Annotated in this window: 25 protein-coding genes and 1 tRNA gene; 10 read left to right on the top strand and 16 right to left on the bottom strand. The window is 69.9% G+C overall.

The genetic code is table 11. From position 1 onward, the window contains the following. Complete coding sequence (locus RR49_RS14880; protein ID WP_045248597.1) at positions 1-189, top strand: hypothetical protein; 189 nt, start codon at positions 1-3, stop codon at positions 187-189. Between the two features lie 16 nt (positions 190-205). Here RR49_RS14880 and mscL read toward each other — a convergent pair whose 3' ends face one another. Genes mscL through RR49_RS14865 form a run of 3 tightly spaced genes read right to left on the bottom strand, consistent with a single transcriptional unit; the run spans position 206 to position 1,555 of the window. After that, positions 206-634 (bottom strand): large conductance mechanosensitive channel protein MscL, encoded by a 429-nt coding sequence (mscL, locus tag RR49_RS14875; RefSeq protein WP_045248598.1) that lies wholly within the window; start codon positions 632-634, stop codon positions 206-208. Positions 635-667: 33 nt separating this feature from the next. Further along, a complete protein-coding gene (locus tag RR49_RS14870) occupies positions 668-943 on the bottom strand; it encodes an FmdB family zinc ribbon protein (RefSeq protein WP_045248599.1) in 276 nt (91 codons plus the stop codon). Positions 944-958: 15 nt separating this feature from the next. After that, positions 959-1,555: a 5-formyltetrahydrofolate cyclo-ligase gene (locus tag RR49_RS14865; RefSeq protein WP_045248600.1), complete on the bottom strand. Its 597-nt coding sequence runs from the start codon at positions 1,553-1,555 to the stop codon at positions 959-961. A gap of 39 nt (positions 1,556-1,594) precedes the next feature. Between RR49_RS14865 and galU the strand changes: the two genes are divergently transcribed. From galU to RR49_RS14850, 3 genes are all read left to right on the top strand, one after another. Further along, complete coding sequence (gene galU / locus RR49_RS14860; protein ID WP_045248601.1) at positions 1,595-2,482, top strand: UTP--glucose-1-phosphate uridylyltransferase GalU; 888 nt, start codon at positions 1,595-1,597, stop codon at positions 2,480-2,482. Between the two features lie 31 nt (positions 2,483-2,513). Further along, positions 2,514-3,143 (top strand): GNAT family N-acetyltransferase, encoded by a 630-nt coding sequence (locus RR49_RS14855; protein WP_045248602.1) that lies wholly within the window; start codon positions 2,514-2,516, stop codon positions 3,141-3,143. 65 nt (positions 3,144-3,208) lie between these two features. After that, positions 3,209-4,138 carry a hypothetical protein gene (locus tag RR49_RS14850; RefSeq protein ID WP_045248603.1) on the top strand — a complete coding sequence of 310 codons (930 nt, stop codon included), beginning with the start codon at positions 3,209-3,211 and terminating at the stop codon, positions 4,136-4,138. A gap of 64 nt (positions 4,139-4,202) precedes the next feature. On the opposite strand, the gene RR49_RS14845 is transcribed toward RR49_RS14850, so the two are convergent. From RR49_RS14845 to RR49_RS14820, 5 genes are all read right to left on the bottom strand, one after another. After that, the gene (locus tag RR49_RS14845) at positions 4,203-4,403 is read right to left on the bottom strand and encodes a CsbD family protein (protein ID WP_045248604.1); all 201 of its coding nucleotides are present in this window, start codon (positions 4,401-4,403) and stop codon (positions 4,203-4,205) included. Between the two features lie 43 nt (positions 4,404-4,446). Beyond that, positions 4,447-4,977 carry an Asp23/Gls24 family envelope stress response protein gene (locus tag RR49_RS14840; protein ID WP_045248605.1) on the bottom strand — a complete coding sequence of 177 codons (531 nt, stop codon included), beginning with the start codon at positions 4,975-4,977 and terminating at the stop codon, positions 4,447-4,449. A gap of 570 nt (positions 4,978-5,547) precedes the next feature. Continuing rightward, a complete protein-coding gene (locus RR49_RS14830; RefSeq protein ID WP_048808802.1) occupies positions 5,548-5,871 on the bottom strand; it encodes a hypothetical protein in 324 nt (107 codons plus the stop codon). Further along, positions 5,868-6,056 carry a membrane protein gene (locus RR49_RS14825; protein ID WP_045248607.1) on the bottom strand — a complete coding sequence of 63 codons (189 nt, stop codon included), beginning with the start codon at positions 6,054-6,056 and terminating at the stop codon, positions 5,868-5,870. The genes RR49_RS14830 and RR49_RS14825 overlap by 4 nt, the downstream gene beginning before the upstream one ends. Further along, a complete protein-coding gene (locus RR49_RS14820; protein ID WP_045248608.1) occupies positions 6,053-6,475 on the bottom strand; it encodes an Asp23/Gls24 family envelope stress response protein in 423 nt (140 codons plus the stop codon). Before RR49_RS14820 ends, RR49_RS14825 begins: the two co-directional genes overlap by 4 nt. A gap of 204 nt (positions 6,476-6,679) precedes the next feature. Between RR49_RS14820 and RR49_RS14815 the strand changes: the two genes are divergently transcribed. The 4 genes from RR49_RS14815 (at position 6,680) to RR49_RS14795 (ending at position 9,400) form a co-directional block, all read left to right on the top strand. After that, positions 6,680-7,225 (top strand): RNA polymerase sigma factor, encoded by a 546-nt coding sequence (locus RR49_RS14815; protein ID WP_052672057.1) that lies wholly within the window; start codon positions 6,680-6,682, stop codon positions 7,223-7,225. Then, positions 7,216-7,797 carry an Asp23/Gls24 family envelope stress response protein gene (locus RR49_RS14810; protein WP_045248610.1) on the top strand — a complete coding sequence of 194 codons (582 nt, stop codon included), beginning with the start codon at positions 7,216-7,218 and terminating at the stop codon, positions 7,795-7,797. The genes RR49_RS14815 and RR49_RS14810 overlap by 10 nt, the downstream gene beginning before the upstream one ends. A gap of 359 nt (positions 7,798-8,156) precedes the next feature. Then, positions 8,157-8,232: transfer RNA gene (locus RR49_RS14800), tRNA-Ala, on the top strand. 82 nt (positions 8,233-8,314) lie between these two features. Beyond that, positions 8,315-9,400, top strand: coding sequence for a zinc-binding metallopeptidase family protein (locus RR49_RS14795; protein WP_048808803.1), 1,086 nt, complete (start codon positions 8,315-8,317; stop codon positions 9,398-9,400). Between the two features lie 12 nt (positions 9,401-9,412). Here the strand turns inward: RR49_RS14795 and RR49_RS14790 are convergent, their stop codons facing one another. Beyond that, positions 9,413-9,781 carry a response regulator gene (locus tag RR49_RS14790; protein ID WP_045248612.1) on the bottom strand — a complete coding sequence of 123 codons (369 nt, stop codon included), beginning with the start codon at positions 9,779-9,781 and terminating at the stop codon, positions 9,413-9,415. 103 nt (positions 9,782-9,884) lie between these two features. Between RR49_RS14790 and RR49_RS14785 the strand changes: the two genes are divergently transcribed. After that, on the top strand, positions 9,885-11,927 hold the full coding sequence (locus RR49_RS14785) for a sensor histidine kinase (RefSeq protein ID WP_045248613.1): 2,043 nt from the start codon (positions 9,885-9,887) through the stop codon (positions 11,925-11,927). Next, positions 11,924-12,694 (top strand): MBL fold metallo-hydrolase, encoded by a 771-nt coding sequence (locus RR49_RS14780; RefSeq protein ID WP_048808805.1) that lies wholly within the window; start codon positions 11,924-11,926, stop codon positions 12,692-12,694. Before RR49_RS14785 ends, RR49_RS14780 begins: the two co-directional genes overlap by 4 nt. Before the next feature lie 18 nt (positions 12,695-12,712). Here RR49_RS14780 and RR49_RS14775 read toward each other — a convergent pair whose 3' ends face one another. From RR49_RS14775 to RR49_RS14745, 7 genes are all read right to left on the bottom strand, one after another. Further along, positions 12,713-14,305 carry an AMP-binding protein gene (locus RR49_RS14775; RefSeq protein ID WP_045248614.1) on the bottom strand — a complete coding sequence of 531 codons (1,593 nt, stop codon included), beginning with the start codon at positions 14,303-14,305 and terminating at the stop codon, positions 12,713-12,715. A gap of 136 nt (positions 14,306-14,441) precedes the next feature. Next, positions 14,442-14,903 (bottom strand): SixA phosphatase family protein, encoded by a 462-nt coding sequence (locus RR49_RS14770; protein WP_045248615.1) that lies wholly within the window; start codon positions 14,901-14,903, stop codon positions 14,442-14,444. Beyond that, the gene (locus RR49_RS14765; RefSeq protein ID WP_045248616.1) at positions 14,900-15,253 is read right to left on the bottom strand and encodes a gamma-glutamylcyclotransferase family protein; all 354 of its coding nucleotides are present in this window, start codon (positions 15,251-15,253) and stop codon (positions 14,900-14,902) included. Before RR49_RS14765 ends, RR49_RS14770 begins: the two co-directional genes overlap by 4 nt. A gap of 9 nt (positions 15,254-15,262) precedes the next feature. Continuing rightward, positions 15,263-16,537 (bottom strand): DUF445 domain-containing protein, encoded by a 1,275-nt coding sequence (locus tag RR49_RS14760; RefSeq protein ID WP_045248617.1) that lies wholly within the window; start codon positions 16,535-16,537, stop codon positions 15,263-15,265. Positions 16,538-16,542: 5 nt separating this feature from the next. Then, entirely contained in the window at positions 16,543-17,700 is a 1,158-nt protein-coding gene (locus RR49_RS14755) for an acyl-CoA dehydrogenase family protein (protein ID WP_045248618.1), read from the bottom strand. Next, complete coding sequence (locus RR49_RS14750) at positions 17,697-18,452, bottom strand: alpha/beta fold hydrolase (protein ID WP_045248619.1); 756 nt, start codon at positions 18,450-18,452, stop codon at positions 17,697-17,699. Before RR49_RS14750 ends, RR49_RS14755 begins: the two co-directional genes overlap by 4 nt. 74 nt (positions 18,453-18,526) lie before the next feature. Continuing rightward, entirely contained in the window at positions 18,527-19,441 is a 915-nt protein-coding gene (locus RR49_RS14745) for an intradiol ring-cleavage dioxygenase (protein ID WP_048808806.1), read from the bottom strand. Positions 19,442-19,474 lie beyond the last annotated feature (33 nt).

Below are 19,474 nucleotides of genomic sequence, written 5' to 3'. Positions count from 1 at the left end.
GTGAGCGGGGCGGACGACGAGCGCCAGCGCGTCGTGCGGGTGCGCGGCGCGCGGCGCGCGCGACTGACGGCGGCGCCGGGCACGAGCGGCGAGCCCGCGGCATCCGCGAACGACGACGCCGCACCCGCCCGGTCGGACGACGGTCCGAACGACGAGCGGATGCGGCGTGAGGTGCCGCCGCACTACTGAGGCGACGGTCGGGTGCTCAGGCCTTCGACTGCTGCTTCTCGAGCAAGTCGCGGATCTGCACCAGCAGCTCGGTCTCGGTGGGCAGCGGCGCCTCTTCGGCCTCGGGCTCCGCACCGATCTTGCGGCGTGCGTCGGCGCGCTCCTTGAACGAGTTCATCGGGAAGACGAAGACGAAGTAGACGACGACAGCCACGGCCAGGAAGTTGATGATCGCGCCGATCACCGCGCCGAAGGCGAAGGTGACCTCGCCGCCGCCGAGGGTCGGCACGGGAACCGCCAGCGCGTCGTTCAGGCTGTCGGCCTTGAAGAGGAGCCCGATCAGGGGGTTGATGACCGAGGCGACGATCACATTGACGATGGCGGTGAACGCAGTACCGATGACGACCGCGACGGCCAGTTCGATGACGTTGCCGCGAAGGATGAAGTCTCTGAAGCCCTTGATCACGCGTGATCTCCTCACTTGCCCCGGGGGAGGCGACTAAGAGGCCGCGGGAGCGGCCGAAGACGACGTCTTCGAGTCCGATGATGGCGAAGCGCTGCCCGACCCGCCACTCTCCGCGCCGCTCGCGCTCGATCCCGAGCGCGAATCGGTGCGGTAAAAGCCGCTGCCCTTGAAAGCGACGCCGATCGACCGGTAGTCCTTGCGCAGCAGCCCGCCGCACTCGGGGCACTCGGTGAGAGAGGCGTCGGAGAACGACTGCACGGCGTCGAAGCGGTGACCGCACTGCGTGCAGGCATAGGCGTAGGTGGGCATGGAGTGAGGCCTTCCTCAGCGGCGCGCGGCCGCGAACGTGATGGTGCGGGTGGGGGTGACGACGCCGTCGACGGGTTCGTCGTGCCGGTCGCGCGGCACCTCGTCGAGGATCTCGCTGTCGAAGACGACCGCGTACACCGGCGGGCACTTCTCCATCGAGCCGATCGTCTTGTCGAAGTAGCCACGACCCCAGCCGAGTCGCATCCCGGTGCCGTCGACGGCGGCAGCCGGCACGATCATGAGGTCGACGTCGTTGACCGCGATCGGGCCGAGCAGCTCGCCGGTCGGCTCCGGCAGCCCGAACAGACCCTCGGCGACGTTCTCGTCGTCGGTGGCGACCGCCCAGTCGAGCAGTCCGTCGACGCGGGTCACGGGAAGCAGCACCCGGATGCCGCGCCGTACCGCCGCGGTCAGGAAGTCGCGGGTTCCCGGCTCGGTCGGGGTGGAGATGAAGCACGACACGCTGTGGGCGCCGACCGACGCCACGAGGGAGTCGAGCTGGTCTGAGACCCCCTGGGCCGCGGCATCCCGAGCCGCTTGCGGCAGCTGGGCGCGGCGCTCGCGCAGCTCCGCGCGCAGGGCCCTTTTCTGCGTATCGACGGGGTCGGTCATGGTCACGATTGTAGGCAGGGTGGCCGATAGGATCGGCCCATGTCTGCGCACAAGCCGTTCAAGGCTGTCATCCCCGCTGCGGGTCTGGGCACTCGCTTCCTTCCGGCGACGAAGGCCATGCCGAAGGAGATGCTGCCGGTGGTCGACAAGCCGGCCATCCAATACGTGGTCGAGGAAGCGGCCGGTGCGGGCATCGACGACGTGCTCATCATCATGGGGCGCAACAAGACGAACATCGAGAACCACTTCGACTCGGTGCCCGAGCTCGAGCAGAAGCTGCGCGAGAAGGGCGACCTCGACAAGCTCGCGAAGGTGGAGCACTCCAGCGACCTCGCGAACATCCACCTCGTGCGCCAGGGCGAGCCGAAGGGCCTCGGCCACGCGGTGCTGTGCGCCAAGGCGCACGTCGACGACCACCCGTTCGCGGTGCTGCTGGGCGACGACCTCATCGACGAGCGCGACCCGCTGCTCACCACGATGCTGAGCGAGTACGACAAGCGCGGCGCGACGGTGATCGCGCTCATGGAGGTCGACCCCGACAGCATCCACCTCTACGGCGCGGCCTCGGTCGAGCCGACGGAGGACGCCGGAGTCGTGAAGGTCACCGGCCTCGTCGAGAAGCCGAAGAAGGAGGATGCCCCCTCCAACCTGGCGGTCATCGGGCGCTACGTGCTGAGCCCCGACGTGTTCGAGATCCTCGAGCGCACGGCGCCCGGCAAGGGTAATGAGATCCAGCTCACCGACGCACTCGAAGAGCTCGCCGCCAACCCCGCGCAGGGCGTCTACGGCGTCATCTTCCGGGGACGCCGCTACGACACCGGCGACCGGCTCGACTACATCAAGGCGATCGTGCAGCTCGCGAGCGACCGCGACGACCTGGGCCCGTCGCTGCGCTCCTGGGTCAAGGACTTCGCCGCGACCCTGTGACGGCCGCGCACGAGACGATCGGGTCGCCGGCGTGGACCTGAACATTCCGCGGGAGCACGGAGCCATCGGGCTCCGGCTGGTTCGCCAGCGCGATGCGCGCGTCCTGCAGGACCTCCTGCTCGGCAATCGGTCGTGGCTGCGCCCGTGGGAGGCGACGAGCCCCGACGGCATCGTGTCGCTGGACATGCGGGTCGGCGTGCGCCGGCTGCTGCAGCAGTACCGCGACGGCCAGGGCGTGCCGTTCGTGATGGAGTACGACGGCGAGGTCGTCGGCCAGCTGAACGTGTGGGGCGTCGCGCGGGGATCGTTGGCCTCGGCGACGATCGGCTACTGGATCGGCGAGCAGTTCGCCGGGCACGACATCACCCCGACCGCGGTCGCGATGGCCACCGACATCTGCTTCACCGAGCTGCGACTGCACCGCATGGAGATCTGCATCAGGCCCGAGAACCACGCGAGCCTTCGGGTGGTCGAGAAGCTCGGGTTCCGCTACGAGGGGCTGCGCCGCCGCTACATCCACATCAACGGCGACTGGCGCGACCACTACGCGTTCGCGCTCGTCCGTGAGGACGTCCCCGAGGGAGTGCTCGGCCGGTGGGTGGCGGGTCGTGCCCCGCAGGATGCCGCCGACATCCCTCCGCAGGACCGCCTCGAGCCCTGACTGCTCCGGCTCGACACGCGCGCGCGTGACGGGGGAGCGGCAGCACTCTCCCTTACCGTGGTGCCATGGACGGGCAGTGGCTGGGTGGCGGAGTGATCGTGCTCGTCGCGGCTGCCCTGTGGCTGCTGTACTTCGTGCCCTCCTGGCACTCCACGCACCGATACAACGCCGCCGAGCGCAATGCCGTGCGCTTGGGTCAGGCGCTGCGCATCCTGGCGGAGACGAGCGACACCCCTGACGAGGTGCGCATCGAGCTCGGCGCTCGCGCGAGCCACGCGCAGCAGCGCCTCGCCCGCAAGACGATCGCCGAGCAGCAGGAGCTCGAGGCGGTGCGCGCCCAGCGCGAGCTGGACGAGACGCGCGCCCTCGTGAAGGCCGAGCGCGAGGACGCCGCCGAGCGCGCCCGCGCCGACCGACTCGCCGCCCGCATGCGGCCGGCCGCGCGACGCCGTCGTGCGCGCGTGGTCGCCTCCACGTTCGTGCTCGCCGCGCTCGCGCTCGCCGGCGTCGGCGTCTGGCAGCTGCTGACCGCGGGCACGCAGATCTACCTCTGGGCGGCAGCAGGTGTCTTCGCCGTGTCTCTGCTCGTGCTGCAGCGCATCGCGATGCTCGCGACCCGGTCGCGCCGCGTCGAGGCCGCACCCGTCGTGTCGGCACCTGTCGTGAGCGAGAGGGTGCCGGTGCCGGTGACGGATGCCGCGGCATCCGCGACCTGGGAGCCCCGCACACTGCCCAAACCCCTCACCGCCTCGGCCGGATCGCAGGCTGCGGTCGTCGTCGCCGCCGAGGAGGCGCGCGCGGCCCTGCGCCGCGCCGCGGTGGACGAGGCGAAGCGTCAGCGCGCGGCACAGGCCGCTCCGCCCTCGATCGACGTGGCGCGCGTCGCTCGTGTGGAGGCCCCCGCGCCGTCGCAGTACGCCGGCATGGGCTACGTCGACGACGCCGAGATCGAGGCGCATGTGCGCTCGCTGCTCGACGCCCGCCGCGCCGGCTGACACGACACGCGAGGCGGCGCCGGGGCAAGACTCTCGTCGTCGCCCCGGCGCCGCCGTGCTCCGCTTACTTGTCGCCGGTCAGGGCGTCCTTCGCCTGCGTCGCGGCGTCCTTGACGTCGCTGCCGGCCTTCTTGGCTGACGCTGCGACCTGATCGGCCTTGCCCTCGGCGACCAGCTTGTCATTGTCGGTCGCCTTGCCGATGGCCTCCTTCGCCTTTCCGGCGAGGTCTTCGGCGGTGTGCTTGATGTCGTCTCCGAGACCCATGTTCTCATCCTTTCTTCGGGGGGTACTCGCCGGTGCGGCGAGGTCAGTGCACGGTCCGGGCGCGCGCGAGAGAGCCACGCACGCCGACCGAGAGATGGAAGTACAGCTGGATGTCATCGCCGAGCAGAAGGTGAACCCGCTCCTCCACGCGAGAGAGGTCTGCGGTGAGACCCGCGAGTTGGGCGCGTCGACGTACCTGCACCTCGACCCGGCAGACCGTCCGGGCCCCGAGCCGGCGCGCCTGCACCGCCGCGGACAGCACATCCGGCTCCTCGCCGAACTCGGAGCGTACGACACTCTCGACGGCCCTCGTCGACACGACGTCGGATCCGCGCCGCGCGGCGTCCCGCGTGTGACGGCCTGCCCGGGTCAGGGCGAATAGCACGGCGAGTACAGCGATCACAGCTGCGACTGCGGACCCCACCGCGGCCGCGTTACCCTTCGTCCAGGAAGTCCCGAGGGACGGATCGATCCGACCGATATGAGCTGCCCAGAGTGCTGCGGGGATGGCGAGCAGAGCCGCGCCGGCGAAGAAGAGGACGGCCCGGTTGAGAAGTCGGCTGGACGTGCTCATGCGAGTGTTCCTTGACGGGCGGGCTCGACACGAACGCCGACGCGTCGAAGGGTTCCGATCTGGGCTAGTTCAGCGCTGACCGCTGCGGCGACCTCAGATGTACTCACCGGAAATCCCGACGAGGGCGTCACCCGGACGTGTGCCGTGCGTCGCGAGAGCGTCGTTCTCACCTGCGCCTGCGACACGTGCGCCGCGAGCGCCGCGACGCGGGATAGCGCACCGGCGATCACGGCGTCGTCCGCGATGGTGATCGTGTTGCACGCAGCTCCCACACGTCGACGCGCTCGGCGAGCCGCCGATATCGAGAGTGCGATGGCTGTGAGTCCGAGTAGTCCCGCGACGGCGCTGACCAGCACCGTTCGGGGCCCCGGATCGCTGAGGTGCTGAATGATCAGCTCCGGGTTCACGACGAGGGCAGGACGCCCCGCCCATGAGAGGAACAGCTCCGTTGCGATCCACGAGCTCACGACTGCGCCGCACAGCGCAACGACAGTAGAGACCACACTGCGCGAGTGACGAAGCTCACGGCGCGCGGCGCGCTCCGTAAACGAACTGCGGGTTCCCATATGTTCACCTCACTCTCGAAAGATCCGTATCGACGACGACGTCCACGATGCGGGCTCCGCCGTACTGAATGCGAGCGCCGGTGAGCAGTCCGCCCCGATCGTGTATCGCGCGATCGAGGGCGGCGAGGCGGCGGGGTAGCGGTTGCGAGGCCGATACGCTCGCCGTCGCGGTAACCGCGACTCGCAGCATCCCTCCAGCGTCAGAAACATGCGCCGATGCGAGGCGCGGCGCCACCTTGAGCGCATCGGCGGTTATGGCGGCGAAGACCTTCTCGTAGGCCCGTCGCGTAATCGTCACGCTGCCGGGCACCCCTTGGACTGCGGTCATCCGACGCGACGCCCTGTCGCGGCGTTGAGAGCGGCTCGAAGGTCGAGCCGCCCGGCCGCGACCGCGCCACACACTCCGCCCGCAATCCCGAGCATCCCGACGAGCAGGAAGCCCCAGAAGCCGAAGACGAGCGCGACGACAGCGAGCACGATACCCGCCGCGCTTCCGAAGATGACGGCGCTCACTGGACCCGAGCCTCCTGCTCTGCCGTGTCATCGTCACCCGGGATGTGCACGTCGACGATGGTCACGTTGACCTCGGCGACCTTCATGCCGACGAGGTCCTGAATCGCCTCGGCCGCGGCAGCCCGCACCGCTCCGGCGACGCGCTGAAGTTCCTCGGGGTAGTCGACGACGATCGAGATGTCCGCGGCGACCTCGGTCTCGCCCACCTCCACACTCACACCCTGGGTGAGATCCTTCGCGCCGACTGCTTCGCGGATCGAGCCGATCACGCGGGCCGCGCCGCCGCCGAGCGCGTGGACGCCGGGCACCGCGCGCGTTGCCACGCCCACGATCTTCGCGACGACGGGGTCGACAACGACGGTCTTGCCGGTCGGTGCGCCGCCGATGAGGGGGGTGGTGTCATTGGTTGTCTGAGCCATGATGATCTCCTTTGCGAGTTCGGTTGCCGCGTGATGCGGCGGTGACATGAGTGAGACGCGCGTCGAGGAGGATTCGTCACGAAGTTCACCCTGTGAACCTGCTGAAGGCGTCGTCGAGTCGAACTCTCGACGCCTTCGTACCGGATCAAAGCCCGAGAGTTGGTCCCTTGCCCGGGCGTGTGCGCTCGTGCTACCGATGACTCCGTGACCTCACTCGACTCGGCAGCCGATGGGCTCCTGGCCGAGCGGGCTGCGGACGGCGATGAGCGCGCCTTCGCCGTGCTCGTGCGCCGCCACGCCCCATTTCTAATCGCCTTCGCCACGCGATTGATCGGATCACGTGCCGAGGCTGATGACTGTGTGCAGGATGCACTCATCGTTGCGTGGCAGAGAATGGACAGTCTCCAGGAGCCGGCGCGCGTGCGGGCTTGGCTGGCGACGATCGTGTCCCGTAAGGCGACGGATCGCCTTCGCGGGCGTCGTGATCTCGTCGACATCGATGAACAGGAGCAGGCCGACCCTGCGGCGGACCCTGCTGACCGTGCAGAAACCTCCATCCGGCTCGATGCGCTCTCTCGGGCGGTCGAGCGACTTCCGGATGATCTGCGTCGAACCTGGGTGCTCCGGGAGATCGTCGGACACAGCTACGAAGAGATCGCCGAGGTCATGGAAGAGTCGACCTCCACCGTGCGGGGTCGGCTCGCGCGAGCGAGACGACAGCTGGCGCAGGAGTTGGAGGGATGGAGGTGACGAACATGGACGAGGACATCGGAGGGTCGGGCTATTCGCTCGAAGATCTGTCAGCTTATGTCGACCGTGACTGCCAACCACCCATCGCGGCCATCGATCGCAACCCGGAATGCCAGGCTGTCATCGAGTCGATGCGCAGAATGAGCCTCTTCGCCCGGCAGCTGATTGAGCGCGACGAGTCCCAGCCGCTCAGCGCCGGGTGGCTGGATTCGCTCCTGCGGGATGTGGCACGAGACATGAGGGCGGGCGAGGACCTCGAACTGCCCGGGGGTGACCAGTTGACGCAGCTACTGACGACCGAGGGCGCGATTCGCGAGTGCGTGCGACGTGCGGCTGACGGCATTGCCGGCTGTCTCACCGGTCGCGTCGAGGTGAGGACGGGAGATCCGGACACGGGAATTCGCGTAACCGTGCGCATCAGCGTGCTGTTCGGCGCGGTGATAAAGGAGGTCGCCGATGCCGTTCGGGCGGCTGTCTTCGCCGCGATCTCTGCGGAGTTCGTGATTCCCGTCGAGGCTGTCGACGTCCTCGTCGTCGATGTCCATGAAGAAGGAGAAGGTGGGCTGAATTGACGATGTCCCATTTCTCCCGGCAACTTCTCGCCGTAGTCCAGAACGTGCGGGGCGTCTCCGAGGTCTACCCTGCGATTCCGACCACCCGACGTGCCTGGCAGCGCCTCGTTGGACGCGAGGGGGAGTCTCTCGTACATGTGCTGGAGACGGCCGGGGTGGCGCAGATCACCGTCAACATAGGGGTCGGCGCGGGGTATTCCGCATCTGCCGTCGCGGCGGCGGTGGCCTCCGCGGTGCGAGACGCCGCGCCTCCTGGTGCGCGGGTGAAGGTGAGGGTGAGCCGAGTCTCCGGGGCCTGAGCGTGCGCCGCCTCGATGCGAGGCGCGGCCGGGCCGCGTGGTAATGTATCGGAGGTTCACGGGCCTGTGGCGCAGTTGGTAGCGCGCTTCGTTCGCAATGAAGAGGTCAGGGGTTCGAATCCCCTCAGGTCCACCACACCAGCCGAGACGCCCCACCAGGGGCGTTTCGCCGTTTCGGGGGAGTCGCCCTGATCCCCGCCGACCACTAGCGTGAGCACGTGAGCTCACAGCCCCGGTGCCCCCACTGCCGGCACTTCGTCTACCTCGACGCCCTGACCTGCCCGGAGTGCGAGGCGGAGCTCGGGTATCAGCTGCTCACCCAGCAGTTCTACGGCCTGCGAGACGGTCGCGTCGTCATCGACGGGGAGACCTGGTACACCTGCTCGAACCGTGGCTGGCAGTGCAACTGGCTCGTGCGCGAGGACGCCCCCACCGGCCGCTGCTTCTCGTGCCGGCTCACCCGCACCCAGCCCGACGCCGACGACACCGTGGCCCTCGAGAAGCTCGCGAAGACCGAAGAGGCGAAGCGCCGTCTTGTGCTTCAGCTCGGCCAGCTGGGGCTGCCGATCGTCGGGTGGGACGTGAAGCCGGGCGGCCTCGGTTTCGACCTGCTCTCGAGCCTGTCCGACGGCAAGCGCGTGATCATCGGGCACGCGAACGGCATCATCACCCTCGACCTCGCCGAGAGCCTCGACGACCGTCGTGAGGCGCTGCGGGTGCGGCTCGGCGAGCCGTACCGCACCATGCTCGGGCACCTGCGTCACGAGGTCGGCCACTACTACCAGAACGTGCTCATCACCGACGACGCCACGTGGGATCGCTGCCGTGAGCTGTTCGGTGACGAGCGCGAGAGCTATCAGGATGCCATCGCCCGCCACTACCGGTTCGGCGCGCCCGACGACTGGAACGAGTCGTATCTTTCCGAGTACGCGACCATGCACCCGTGGGAGGACTTCGCCGAGACCTTCGCCCACTACCTGCACATCACAGGCACCCTGCAGACGGCGGCGGCCATCGGCATCCATCTCGACGCCTCGGTCACTAACCTCCGCGACATCGACGTGATCCCTCGCGAGTCCTACCTCGACCAGCCGGTGCAGCCTCTGCTCAACGACTGGACCTGGATGTCGCAGGCGTTCAATCGCATAAATCGGTCGATGGGACTCGGCGACCTCTACCCGTTCGAGCACCCCGCGGCCGTCAAGCGGAAGTTCGCCTTCGTGCACGAGCTCGTCACCCGATCGCCGCTCACCCTCGACATGCAGATCGCGCTGGCTCGCCCCACCGAGGAGGCATCCGCCTGAGCGGGGGCGCCGTCAGCACTCGGCGCACAGTGCCGCAACCGCGGCCAGAAGGTCCTGTCGCGAGACCGGCTTGATCATCACGCGATCGAGGCCGTGCTCGTCGGCGAAGCCGGTGCGTTCGGCGTCCGGTCGGGCGGTCATCAGTGCGAGGCGCGTGCCGGCGATCTCGGGATCGGCGCGCACCGCCTCGGCGACCTGCAACCCATCCAAGCCCGGCATCATCCAGTCGAGCAGTGCGACGTGCGGTCGGTCGCGACGGATCGCCGCGAGACCCGCCTCGCCGTCGGCGCAGGTCGTGACCTCGTACCCCGCCCTGGTGAGGCGAATCGAGGTGAGGGTGAGGATGTCCTGGTCGTCGTCGACGAGCAGCACTCGGGACATTCCGCATCCGTTCGTCCGGGTCGCGGCCGTGGCCGAGCGCGACATCCGCTTCCTCCGGCGATCATACGCTCGAACGGTGCGACCCCTGGGGTAACCTCAGCCCATGACCCGCCCGAGCCTTGCGCTGATCATGCGCAGGCTCCCTTTCGCGGCGCGCCTGATCACGGTGATCGGCCTCGTGCTGCTCTCGGGCGTTCTCGGGGCCGTCTTCGCCGGCATGCAGAGCGGTCCGGCGGCCACGGCGTGGTGGTGGCCGGCCGCCGGTGTCGCGGTCGCCGCTGTCGTCACCGCCGACCGCCGCAGCCGCTTCTGGGTGCTGCTGGGCATCGCGGCGGTGACCGCCGCGGCATCCGCCAGCGCCGGTCGCGGACCCGCTTTCGTCGTGCTGGGCGCGATCGGCGCGGCGTTCGAGGTGTGGATCGTCGCCACCGCCGTCGCCCCCGGCGACGACGAGCCGCGCCTGTCCACCCTGCTGGACGTCGGGCGATTCCTCGCCGCTGCCGCCGTGGGCGCCCTCGTCGTCGGCGGATGCCTCGGCCTCGGCGCCGCACTGTCGGGTGGCGCATTCGTGCCCACGCTGCTCTCGACCAGCGCCTCCCACATCTCCGCGGTCGTGCTGATCACCCCGTTGGCGCTGCTCAACCGCCTGCGCAAGCGCACCGCGTCGGCCCAGACCGTGGTGCTCCTCAGCCTGGCGCTGCTGGCGGCGGTCGTGGCCGCCTTCTCGCCGCTGAACGCGAACCCGCTCGCCTTCCTGCCCGTGCCGATCCTGGCGTGGGCCGCGTTCAGCGAATCCATGTTCGTGGCCTTCACCCAGTTCGTCGGCACGATCGTCGCCGTGGTCGCGCTCACGGCGATCGGCGGTGGGCCGTTCGCTCATCCGGCCGGCGGGATGAGCACCGGAACGCTGCTGCAGATCTACTCCTTCGCGCTCGCCGCCACGACGCTCGGCATCGGTGCCACCCGAAACGAGCGACGCCTGCTGCAGGACCAGACCGAGGGTCTGCTGCGGCTTCTGCGCGATGCGTTCGAGCGCGCCAACAACGGGTTCGCGATCCTCCAGGAGGTCGAGGGCGGACGCTACGCGGTCATCGAGATCAACGCGGTCGCCTCGACGATCCTCCGCAGTTCGTTCGCGCAGCTGCAGAAGCACGACTGGATCGTCGTGCCGCGTTCTCCGCTGCACCGGCAGCTCGCGTCCCTCGGGGCGGACGAGGCGCGGGTGCTCGACTGGGAGCTCGTCGAATCGGACAGCATCCCGGCGACCGTGTCGATCGAATCGCTCTCGCGCTCGGGCTACGGCCGCGTCTACCTCATCTCCGTCGTCGATCTCCGGCCGCTCCGCGATGCCGAGGCAGCGATCGAGCGGCGACTGCAGCGGGAACGTCAGGTCGTCGACACGCTGCGGGCCCTCAACCGTGAGAAGGACGACTTCGTGGCGAGCGTCAGCCATGAGCTGCGCACCCCGGTCACCTCGATCATCGGCTTCACCGAGGAGCTCGCCGACCTCATCACCGACCCGGTGCAACGCGACTTCGTGCTCATCGTCCACCGCAACGCCGAGCGACTGCTCGACGTCGTCGAGAACATCCTCGCTCTGTCGAAGGAGCGTCGGGCGGCCGAACGCGAGAGCGACAGCGTCGCCGTCGATCTCGAGCAGCTGCTGCGGGAGTGCATCTCAGACCTCACGATCAACCTGCGCGGCCAGAAGGCGACGATCTCCGCCGACCTGACCCCCGGAATCGTCGTGCACGGCCGTCCCGGCGACCTCGCACGCCTCTTCCTGAACCTCCTCACCAACGCGGTGAAGTTCTCGCCACCCGGTGGTCTGGTCGAGGTGTCTGCGCAGCGGTCGTCGGGCCAGGTGACGGTGCAGATCCGCGACCAGGGCCCGGGCATCGATGAGGTCGACCTGCCTCGTGTGTTCGACCGCTTCTACCGCAGCTCGTCGGCGACAGCGGCGGGGGTGTCGGGCACGGGCCTCGGGCTCGCGATCGTGCAGGAGCTGGCCGCCGAACTCGGGGCCACCGTCGCGCTCACCCGTGGCCACGACGACGTCGGCACGGTCGCCACGGTCTCGCTTCCCGCTCTCGACCCGGTGCGCCACGCGGAGCCGGTCGGTCCCACGTCGGCGGAGGGCGCGTGAGCGCCGGCAGTCTGCGAGTCATCCACATCGGCGGACCGACCGTTCTGCTGCAGCTCGGTGGTCTTTCGCTGCTCGTCGACCCCACCTTCGATCCGCCGGGCGAGGTGGGGTCCGCGACCCGCACGCTCACCAAGCTGCGCGGGCCGGCGCTCGAGGCCACCGCGCTCCCGCCGCTCGACGCCGTGCTGCTCTCCCACGACCAGCACGCCGACAATCTGGATGCCGCGGGTCGCGCCGTGCTCGCCACCGCACCGATCGCGCTCACGACCCCGCTGGCCGCTGAGCGACTCGGTCAGCCCGCCCGCGCGCTGGAGCCGTGGGAGTCGGTCACTCTCGTCGGCGAGACGTCCGAGGTCACCGTCACCGCCGTGCCGGCCCGCCACGGCCCGATCGGCAGCGAGCCCGTGATCGGCCCCGTGACCGGTTTCGTGCTCACCGGCGACGGTCTCCCGACGGTCTACGTCAGCGGCGACAACTCCGCGCCGGAGCTCGTCGAGGAGATCGCCGCCCGCGTGCCGCCGGTCGACATCGCCGTGCTCTTCGCCGGAGCCGCGCGAACGCCGTCGGTCGACGGCGCCCTCACCCTCACCGCGACCGACGCGGTCGCCGCCGCCCGAGCCATCGGCGCGCCGGTCGTCGTGCCCGTGCACACCGAGGGGTGGGCGCACTTCAGCGAGAGCACCGACGACCTCGTGCGGGCGTTCGCGGCGGCAGGGCTGGGCACCCTCCTGCGGGTGCCGGAGCGCGGCATCCCGTTCGAGATCTGACCCGCGCTCCGAATCGCCTCAGGCCCCGACGGACTCCCGCGCGCGCAGATCCTTGCGCAAGATCTTCCCCGACGTCGACTTCGGGATCTGGTCGATGAACTCCACCCGCCGCACCTTCTTGTGCGGGGCGACGTGCTCGGCGACGAACGCCTTCACGTCGTCCTCGGTGAGCCCCGAATCGGGCGCCGCGACAACGAACGCCTTCGGGATCTCCTCATGCTCGTCGTCGAGCACACCGATGACCGCGGCATCCATGATCTTCGGATGGCTCAGCAGAAGTGCCTCGAGCTCCGCCGGAGCGATCTGGTAGCCGTGGTACTTGATGAGCTCCTTCGCACGGTCGACGATCGCGTAGTAGCCGTCGCGATGAACGACGGCGACATCGCCGGTGTGCAGGAACCCGTCGGCATCCAAGGTCTCGGCGGTGGCATCGGGACGGCCGAGGTACCCGAGCATCACGTTCGGACCCTTGACCCACAGTTCGCCCCGTGCGGTGAACCCGTCGGCGCCGAACTCGGCGATCTCCTCGCCCGTCTCGGTGTCGACGAGCTTGCAGTCGATATTCGGAAGCGGCACGCCGACGGAGCTGATCGGCACGTCGGTGCGGTCGACGGGCGTGGCGTGCGACACGGGGCTGAGCTCGCTCATGCCGTATCCCTGCAGCATCCTCGCGTGCAGTCGGCGCGCGGCCGCGGCACCCGTCTCGGCGTCGAGGGGTGCGGCGCCCGAGAAGATCGAGTGCACGCTCGAGATGTCGTACTGGTCGACGATCGGATGCTTGGCGAGCGCTACCGCGATGGGCGGCGCGATGAAGATGAACGTGCACCCGTAGGTCTGGATGTTCGAGAGGAACTCGACCAGATCGAACCGCGGCATCGTGACGAGGCTCGCGCGCTGCTTGAGGGCCATGTTCAACAGCACCGTCATGCCGTAGATGTGGAAGAACGGCAGCACCGCGAGCACGCGGTCGTCGTGGCCGAGCTCGATGATCACCCGCGACTGGGCGACGTTCGCGACCAGGTTGCGGTGCGTGAGCATGACGCCCTTGGGCACGCCGGTGGTTCCCGACGAATAGGGGAGTGCTGCGACGTGCGTCGCGGGGTCGAACGTCACCTCCGGCGCGGGCTCGCCGGCCGTCAGCAGATCGCGCAACGACGGATGCCCCGGCGCACCGTCGAGCACGACGAGATGCTCGTCGTCGATGCCCACCGCGGCGGCGGCGGCGCCACCCGAGGGAAGGAGCGGGCTGACGGTGAACAGCCACGTGGCGCCGGCGTCGCGCAGCTGCTTGGCGACCTCGTCGGCCGTGTACAGCGCATTGATCGTGGTGACGGTGGCGCCGGCGCGGAGCGCTCCGTGGAAGACGGTCGCGAATGCCGGGATGTTCGGGCTCAGCAGTCCCACGACCGAACCCACGCCGACCCCGCGCGCCGCGAGCGCACCGGCCACCGCATCGACCTGATCGCGCAACGCGCCGTAGGTCGTCTCGGTGCCCGACGCCGGGTCGATGAGGGCCACACGCTCGAGCTCGTCGTCGGTGAGCGAGGCGAACAGGTAGTCGTAGACGCTGAGATCGGGGATGTCGATCGGGTCGAACGGGCTGTGGAACACGGGCTTCTCCTTCGAAGACGTGCGGTGCGGTGGCGGCGTCGCCGGCGTGTGGTGAGGCCATCATGCCATTCCCGCCGCGGGCTGTGGGACTGAGTTCCCCGAGCGTTGGGACTGCGTTCCCTCTCCGGCGGCGGCATCACTCCGGATGTCGGAACCAGATGCGATCGGGGTCGGTCGCCGATGCGACATCCCAATCGTCGTCGTCCCACGAGAACGCCGCCACGGCGCAGGGCACCATCCCGCCGATCTCGTTCGACGAGAGGCTGCGCGCGAGCATCGCGATACCCGGGTTGTGGGCGACGATCATGACGGATGCCACGCCGAGCCCGACGGCGGCGTCGAGTAGCGTGCGCGGCCCCGCACCGTAGAGCGCCGGCGCGGTGCGCACCGGCGCGCCCAGCGCGGCGCCGAACATGGCCGCGGTCGCCCGGGTGCGGCGGGCGGTGCTCGCAAGGATCAGATCGGGCTGCCAGCCGGCCTCGAGGGTGGCGGCCGCCATCGCCTCCGCCTCGAGCGCCCCGCGGGCCGTCAGCGGTCGATCGTGATCGTCGGGGCCGTCCGCGGCACTCGCGTGCCGCACGAGCAGGAGGGTCGTCATGCCGACACGTAGACCCAGGCCGTGCGGCCGCTCGACAGGCGTGCCGGGACCCGGCGGTACAGCGGCGATTCGTACTCGTCGGCGGCATCGACCTCCGCGGGCGTCAGCGCGTAGGCCAGACCCGTCACCTTGTCGCCGAGAGAGCCGGTCGGGCGTACGACCGGCTGCACCGACACGCGCGCGGATCCGCGTCCGCGAGTGTCGAGCACCTCGAGATAGTCGACCGTGTAGCCGGGGAGGAGATCGGGCTCGCCGTCGGGCGCGCGTCCGAAGACCTCCAGCTGCACCCCCCGCTGCTGCAGCGTGCCGTAGCTGAAGACGATGTCACCGACGGCGGATGCCTCGCCCATGACGTCAGGCTAGTGGCCGACGAGCGCCTGGGCCACGGTGAAGATGCCCAGACCCGCCAGAGCACCCACGATCGTGCCGTTGAGGCGGATGTACTGGAGGTCGCGTCCGACCATCAGCTCGATCTTCTCGGTGGTCTCGGCCGGGTCCCAGCGTTCGACCGTGTCGGTGATGATGGACGCGATGTCATGACGGTAGCGCTCGACGAGGAACACGGCCGCGTCGGTGATGAAGCCGTCGACGCGGCGCTGGAGCGCGTCATCCGTCGCGAGTCGCGCGCCCAGGTCTGCGATCGCGAGGGCCGCGCGCCGCCGCAGACCGCTGTCGGGATCGGCGAGGGCCGCGAGCAGCCCGCGCTTGGCGGTCGCCCATGCCTCACCCGCGAGCTCGCGCACGCGCGGCGAATCAAAGACCGCCGCCTTCGCGCCTTCGAATCGTGCGATCGTGTCGGGATCGTGCTGCAGACGGTCGGCGAGCCGGCCCAGGTATCCGTCGATTGCATGCCGGGCGGGATGCTCGGGGTCGGCGCGCACAGCGGCCACGAACTTCACCGCCTCGGAATACGCCGCGTCGTCGACGAGGCGATGGGCGATGCGTGGCACCCACCCCGGCAGTCGACGCGACAGCAGGCCCTCGAAGCTCTCGCGGTGCTCGGTGAGCCACTCGCCGATGCTGTCGGCCGCGAGGTCGACCGCGGCGTGGTGCGCACCCGTCTGCGTCAGCCGCTCGAGCCAGCCGCCCGTGGGCGCCGCCCACTCGGGGGCGATGAGATGCGTGCGAGCGAGGTCCTCGATGATCTCGCGCACATCGTCGTCGCTGAGCGCGCGAACGATTCCGGCGACCATCGTGGATGCCTCGGCCACCACACGCTCCGCGTGCGCGCTCTCGCGCAGCCACGCGCCCGCGCGCTCGGCGATCCGGGTGCTGGTGAGCTTCGTGCGCACGATCTCGCCCGACAGGAAGTTCGTCTCGACGAACTCGCCCAGCGTGCGGCCGATCTCGTCCTTGCGGGTCGGGATGATCGCCGTGTGGGGGATCGGCAGCCCGAGGGGCCGGCGGAACAGGGCGGTCACCGCGAACCAGTCCGCGAGGGCTCCAACCATTCCGCCCTCGGCCGCCGCGCGCACGTAGGCGAGTGCGGGCACGGTGGCCTGCAGCGGGAACGAGATCGCGAACAGCACCGCCATCGCGAGCAGCGCCGCGAGGGCCACCGCTTTCATGCGCCGCAGCGCCCGCCGCCGCACCTGATCGGCGGGGCTCAGCGCCGCCAGGGGGGTGCGCGGCATCCGTCTCAGCTCTCGAGCGGGCCGAGCCAGGCGCTGGCGGCCGTCGCGTGGGCCGACTCGGGGTCGGACGGGTGGAACTGACCGGCGAGCACGTCGCGGTAGAGCCGCCCGAGCTCGGAACGGGTGAAGTACGACGAGCCGCCCGCGACCAGGATCGCGTCGTCGACGACCGATTTCGCCATGACGACCGCGCGATGCTTCACGCCCGACAGCAGCGTGAACCAGCGCGCCCCGTGCGGGGCGTTCTCATCGACGTCTCGGGCGATCGAGGCGAGCTCGGTCGGCAGGGCGTCGTAGCGCAGCCCCATGTCGGCGATGCGCCAGCGGATGTCGGGATCCTGCGCATAGGTCGTGCCGCTCTTCTTCGACGTGCGGGTCTTCGCGGTCGCCACCGCGAGGTCGAGCGCCCGTCGGGCCAGCCCGGTGTAGACCGAGCCCAGCAGGATCTCGAAGACGCTGAAGATGCCGAACACGATCGGGTCGGGGTTGGGTCCCGGGGCGACCCGGCGCACCACACGGTCGGCGGGGGCGACGGCGCTGTGCAACTCGGTCGTGCGCGACTGGGTGCCGCGCATCCCGACGGTGTCCCAGTCGTCACGGGTGACGACAGCGTCCGAGCGCGGGACGAACGCGTAGACGAGTTGTGGTGCGTCCGCGGACGTGGTGTCGAGACCGTGCAGCCCGAGGTGCGTCCACACGGGGGCGAGCGAGGTGAAGATCTTGGTTCCGGTGAACGCGTAGCCACCGTCAGCCAGCGGCTCGGCGACGGTGTCGCTGCCGAACAGCACGAGATCGTTGCCGGCCTCGCTGATGCCGAACGCGAAGACCTCGCCGCGCACGGCGCCCTCCTGCACGAACCGCAGGTCGTCGATGCCGCGGTCGGCGAGCACCTTCGCCACACCCGTCCAGACGAGGTGCATGTTGATCGCGAGGGCCGTGGCGGGCGCGGCCGTCGCGAGCCGCTGCTGCAGCAGGGATGCCTCGGCGAGCCCCAGCCCGCCGCCGCCGAGCTCGCTCGGCACGAGGATCGACAGGTAGCCGGCCGCCGCCAGCTCGTCGAGGTCCTCCTGAGGGAACACGTTGTCGTGATCGACCTGCGCGGCGCGCCCGCGGATGCGCTCGATCAGGTCGTCCGGAAGCCAGGCGGCCGCATCGAAGGTCATGATGCGAGCCCGTCGAACAGCGCCGCGAGCGTCTCTGCCGGCTTGTCGCGATGCAACGAGTGCCCGGCGCCCTCGATGACCCGCACGCTCACGTGCGGGTTGGCCGCCACGAGCTCGTCGATCGCCGGGCCGGTGAACAGGCTGTTCACGGCGGGGTCGGCGGCCAGCACGAGGGTGGGCACGGTGAGGGCGAGGAACGCCTCGCGCACGTCCCAGTCGGGGTTCTGCACCGCGGTCTGGTCGGTACCCCACGTCGACGCCTGTCGCAGCGATGTCACCTTGGCTTCGACATCGTTCGGATGCCACGTCGGGTTCGCCGCCCGCACGCCCTCGGCGGTCGGCGCGGCGAACGAGGCCGCGTTGCCGGCCTGCACGGCGGCGCGCTGCTCGGGCGTGAGGTGGATGGCCGGGTCGACCAGCACGAGGTGACGCGCCCAGCGGGGGTGGGTCGCCTGGGCGAGGGTCGCCGAGGCGCCGCCGAGCGAATGGCCGATCACGAGGTCCCAGCCGCCCTCGCGGCGCACGTGCGCGACATCCGTGCCGTAGGCCGCCAGGGTGTAGTCGGTCGAACGGGGTGCGAGGCCGTGGCCCCGGAGATCGACGGCGACGGCGTACCAGCCGGCCTCGGCGAGGGCCGTGCCGAACAGCCACATGAGCGGGCCGTTGGATCCGAGTCCGTGGATGAGCAGCGCGTGGCGCTCGGCTCCGGGATCGCCCCACGCAATGCGGGGCAGGGTGACGGGTGCGGGCATGATCCGAGCGTACGGCCTCGACGTGCCGGGGCGGCCCGGTCGCGTCACCTGCCGACCGCGGCCGCCCCGGCCGGTCACACGCCGATCGTGAGGGCCGCGGTGTAGCCCGCGGCGACGTCGCCCGACATGGTCGCGATCTGGTGGATGCCGCCGTCGTCGCCGAACACGTTGTCGCTCTTCAGAGAGACCTGCGACGCGTTGCGCACGCTCTGCTCGTAGCCGCTCGTCGCGTAGACGACCGCGTTGGTCTCCTCGGGCAGCGCGATCTGAGACGTCTTCACGATCGGTCCTGAGGCGACCGCGGTCGCGACGTCGTCGTAGACCTCGAAGTGGATGTGCGGCCACCGACCCGAGTAGCACGCCGGGTAGATGGAGGTGAAGGAGACCGTGCCGGCGGCATCCGTCTCCTGCACCCCGCGCAGATAGTTCTCGTCGGTGATGCCCCGGCTGTACAGGGAGTAGTTGCCGTCGCGGTCGCAGTGCCAGAGATAGACGCCCTTGCCGGAGAGCGCAGCGCCCGTGTCGGCGTCCCGCACGGTGAGACGGATCGTGAGCGGCACGCCGTCGGCGACCGTCGTCGACGACCCGAAGCTCGCCCGGATGTCGCTGCGCACGATGCCGGAGGCCGTCAGTACGTCGATGCCGTTCGAGCCATCGGCGGGATACGGGCCCGCCGTCTCGTCGGGAACCTCGTCGAGGGAGCCGGATGCCGCGGCATCCGTCGTCGCCGATGCCGTCGCCTGCGGGGTGGCGGTCGTCGACGACGCGGCGCCCGACGACGAGGCCGACTGGATGCCGCACGCCGTCAGCAGCGACGTCATCGCGAGGCCGCCGAAGATGCCGAGCGCGCGCCGTCGGTCGACGAGGGTGCGGATGTCGTAGACGAGGCCGCGGTGGTCCTCGTCGATGGGAGCGCCGTCGGCGTCGAGCCAGCGGTCGGGATCGGCGGTGCGGGCAGAGATGTCGGCGTCGGGGGTGCGGTCGGCCACGGGGCATCCTCTCGTCGGGGGTGATGCCCCCAG

The sequence above is a fragment of the Microbacterium ginsengisoli genome (assembly GCF_000956535.1).
Lineage (GTDB): Bacteria > Actinomycetota > Actinomycetes > Actinomycetales > Microbacteriaceae > Microbacterium > Microbacterium ginsengisoli.
Note: the sequence above shows the minus strand (reverse complement) of the source record. Positions and strands in the feature narration are given on the sequence as shown.

Coding starts and splice junctions, on each gene's coding strand:
- RR49_RS14810 (WP_045248610.1), top strand. CDS start 7,216: ATGGAGGTGACGAACATGGACGAGGACATCGGAGGGTCGGGCTATTCG.
- RR49_RS14785 (WP_045248613.1), top strand. CDS start 9,885: ATGACCCGCCCGAGCCTTGCGCTGATCATGCGCAGGCTCCCTTTCGCG.
- galU (WP_045248601.1), top strand. CDS start 1,595: ATGTCTGCGCACAAGCCGTTCAAGGCTGTCATCCCCGCTGCGGGTCTG.
- RR49_RS14830 (WP_048808802.1), bottom strand. CDS start 5,871: ATGACCGCAGTCCAAGGGGTGCCCGGCAGCGTGACGATTACGCGACGG.
- RR49_RS14760 (WP_045248617.1), bottom strand. CDS start 16,537: ATGCCGCGCACCCCCCTGGCGGCGCTGAGCCCCGCCGATCAGGTGCGG.
- RR49_RS14840 (WP_045248605.1), bottom strand. CDS start 4,977: ATGAGCACGTCCAGCCGACTTCTCAACCGGGCCGTCCTCTTCTTCGCC.
- RR49_RS14770 (WP_045248615.1), bottom strand. CDS start 14,903: ATGACGACCCTCCTGCTCGTGCGGCACGCGAGTGCCGCGGACGGCCCC.
- RR49_RS14750 (WP_045248619.1), bottom strand. CDS start 18,452: ATGCCCGCACCCGTCACCCTGCCCCGCATTGCGTGGGGCGATCCCGGA.
- RR49_RS14850 (WP_045248603.1), top strand. CDS start 3,209: ATGGACGGGCAGTGGCTGGGTGGCGGAGTGATCGTGCTCGTCGCGGCT.
- RR49_RS14790 (WP_045248612.1), bottom strand. CDS start 9,781: ATGTCCCGAGTGCTGCTCGTCGACGACGACCAGGACATCCTCACCCTC.
- RR49_RS14865 (WP_045248600.1), bottom strand. CDS start 1,555: ATGACCGACCCCGTCGATACGCAGAAAAGGGCCCTGCGCGCGGAGCTG.
- RR49_RS14870 (WP_045248599.1), bottom strand. CDS start 943: ATGCCCACCTACGCCTATGCCTGCACGCAGTGCGGTCACCGCTTCGAC.
- RR49_RS14765 (WP_045248616.1), bottom strand. CDS start 15,253: ATGGGCGAGGCATCCGCCGTCGGTGACATCGTCTTCAGCTACGGCACG.
- RR49_RS14820 (WP_045248608.1), bottom strand. CDS start 6,475: ATGGCTCAGACAACCAATGACACCACCCCCCTCATCGGCGGCGCACCG.
- RR49_RS14755 (WP_045248618.1), bottom strand. CDS start 17,700: ATGACCTTCGATGCGGCCGCCTGGCTTCCGGACGACCTGATCGAGCGC.
- RR49_RS14845 (WP_045248604.1), bottom strand. CDS start 4,403: ATGGGTCTCGGAGACGACATCAAGCACACCGCCGAAGACCTCGCCGGA.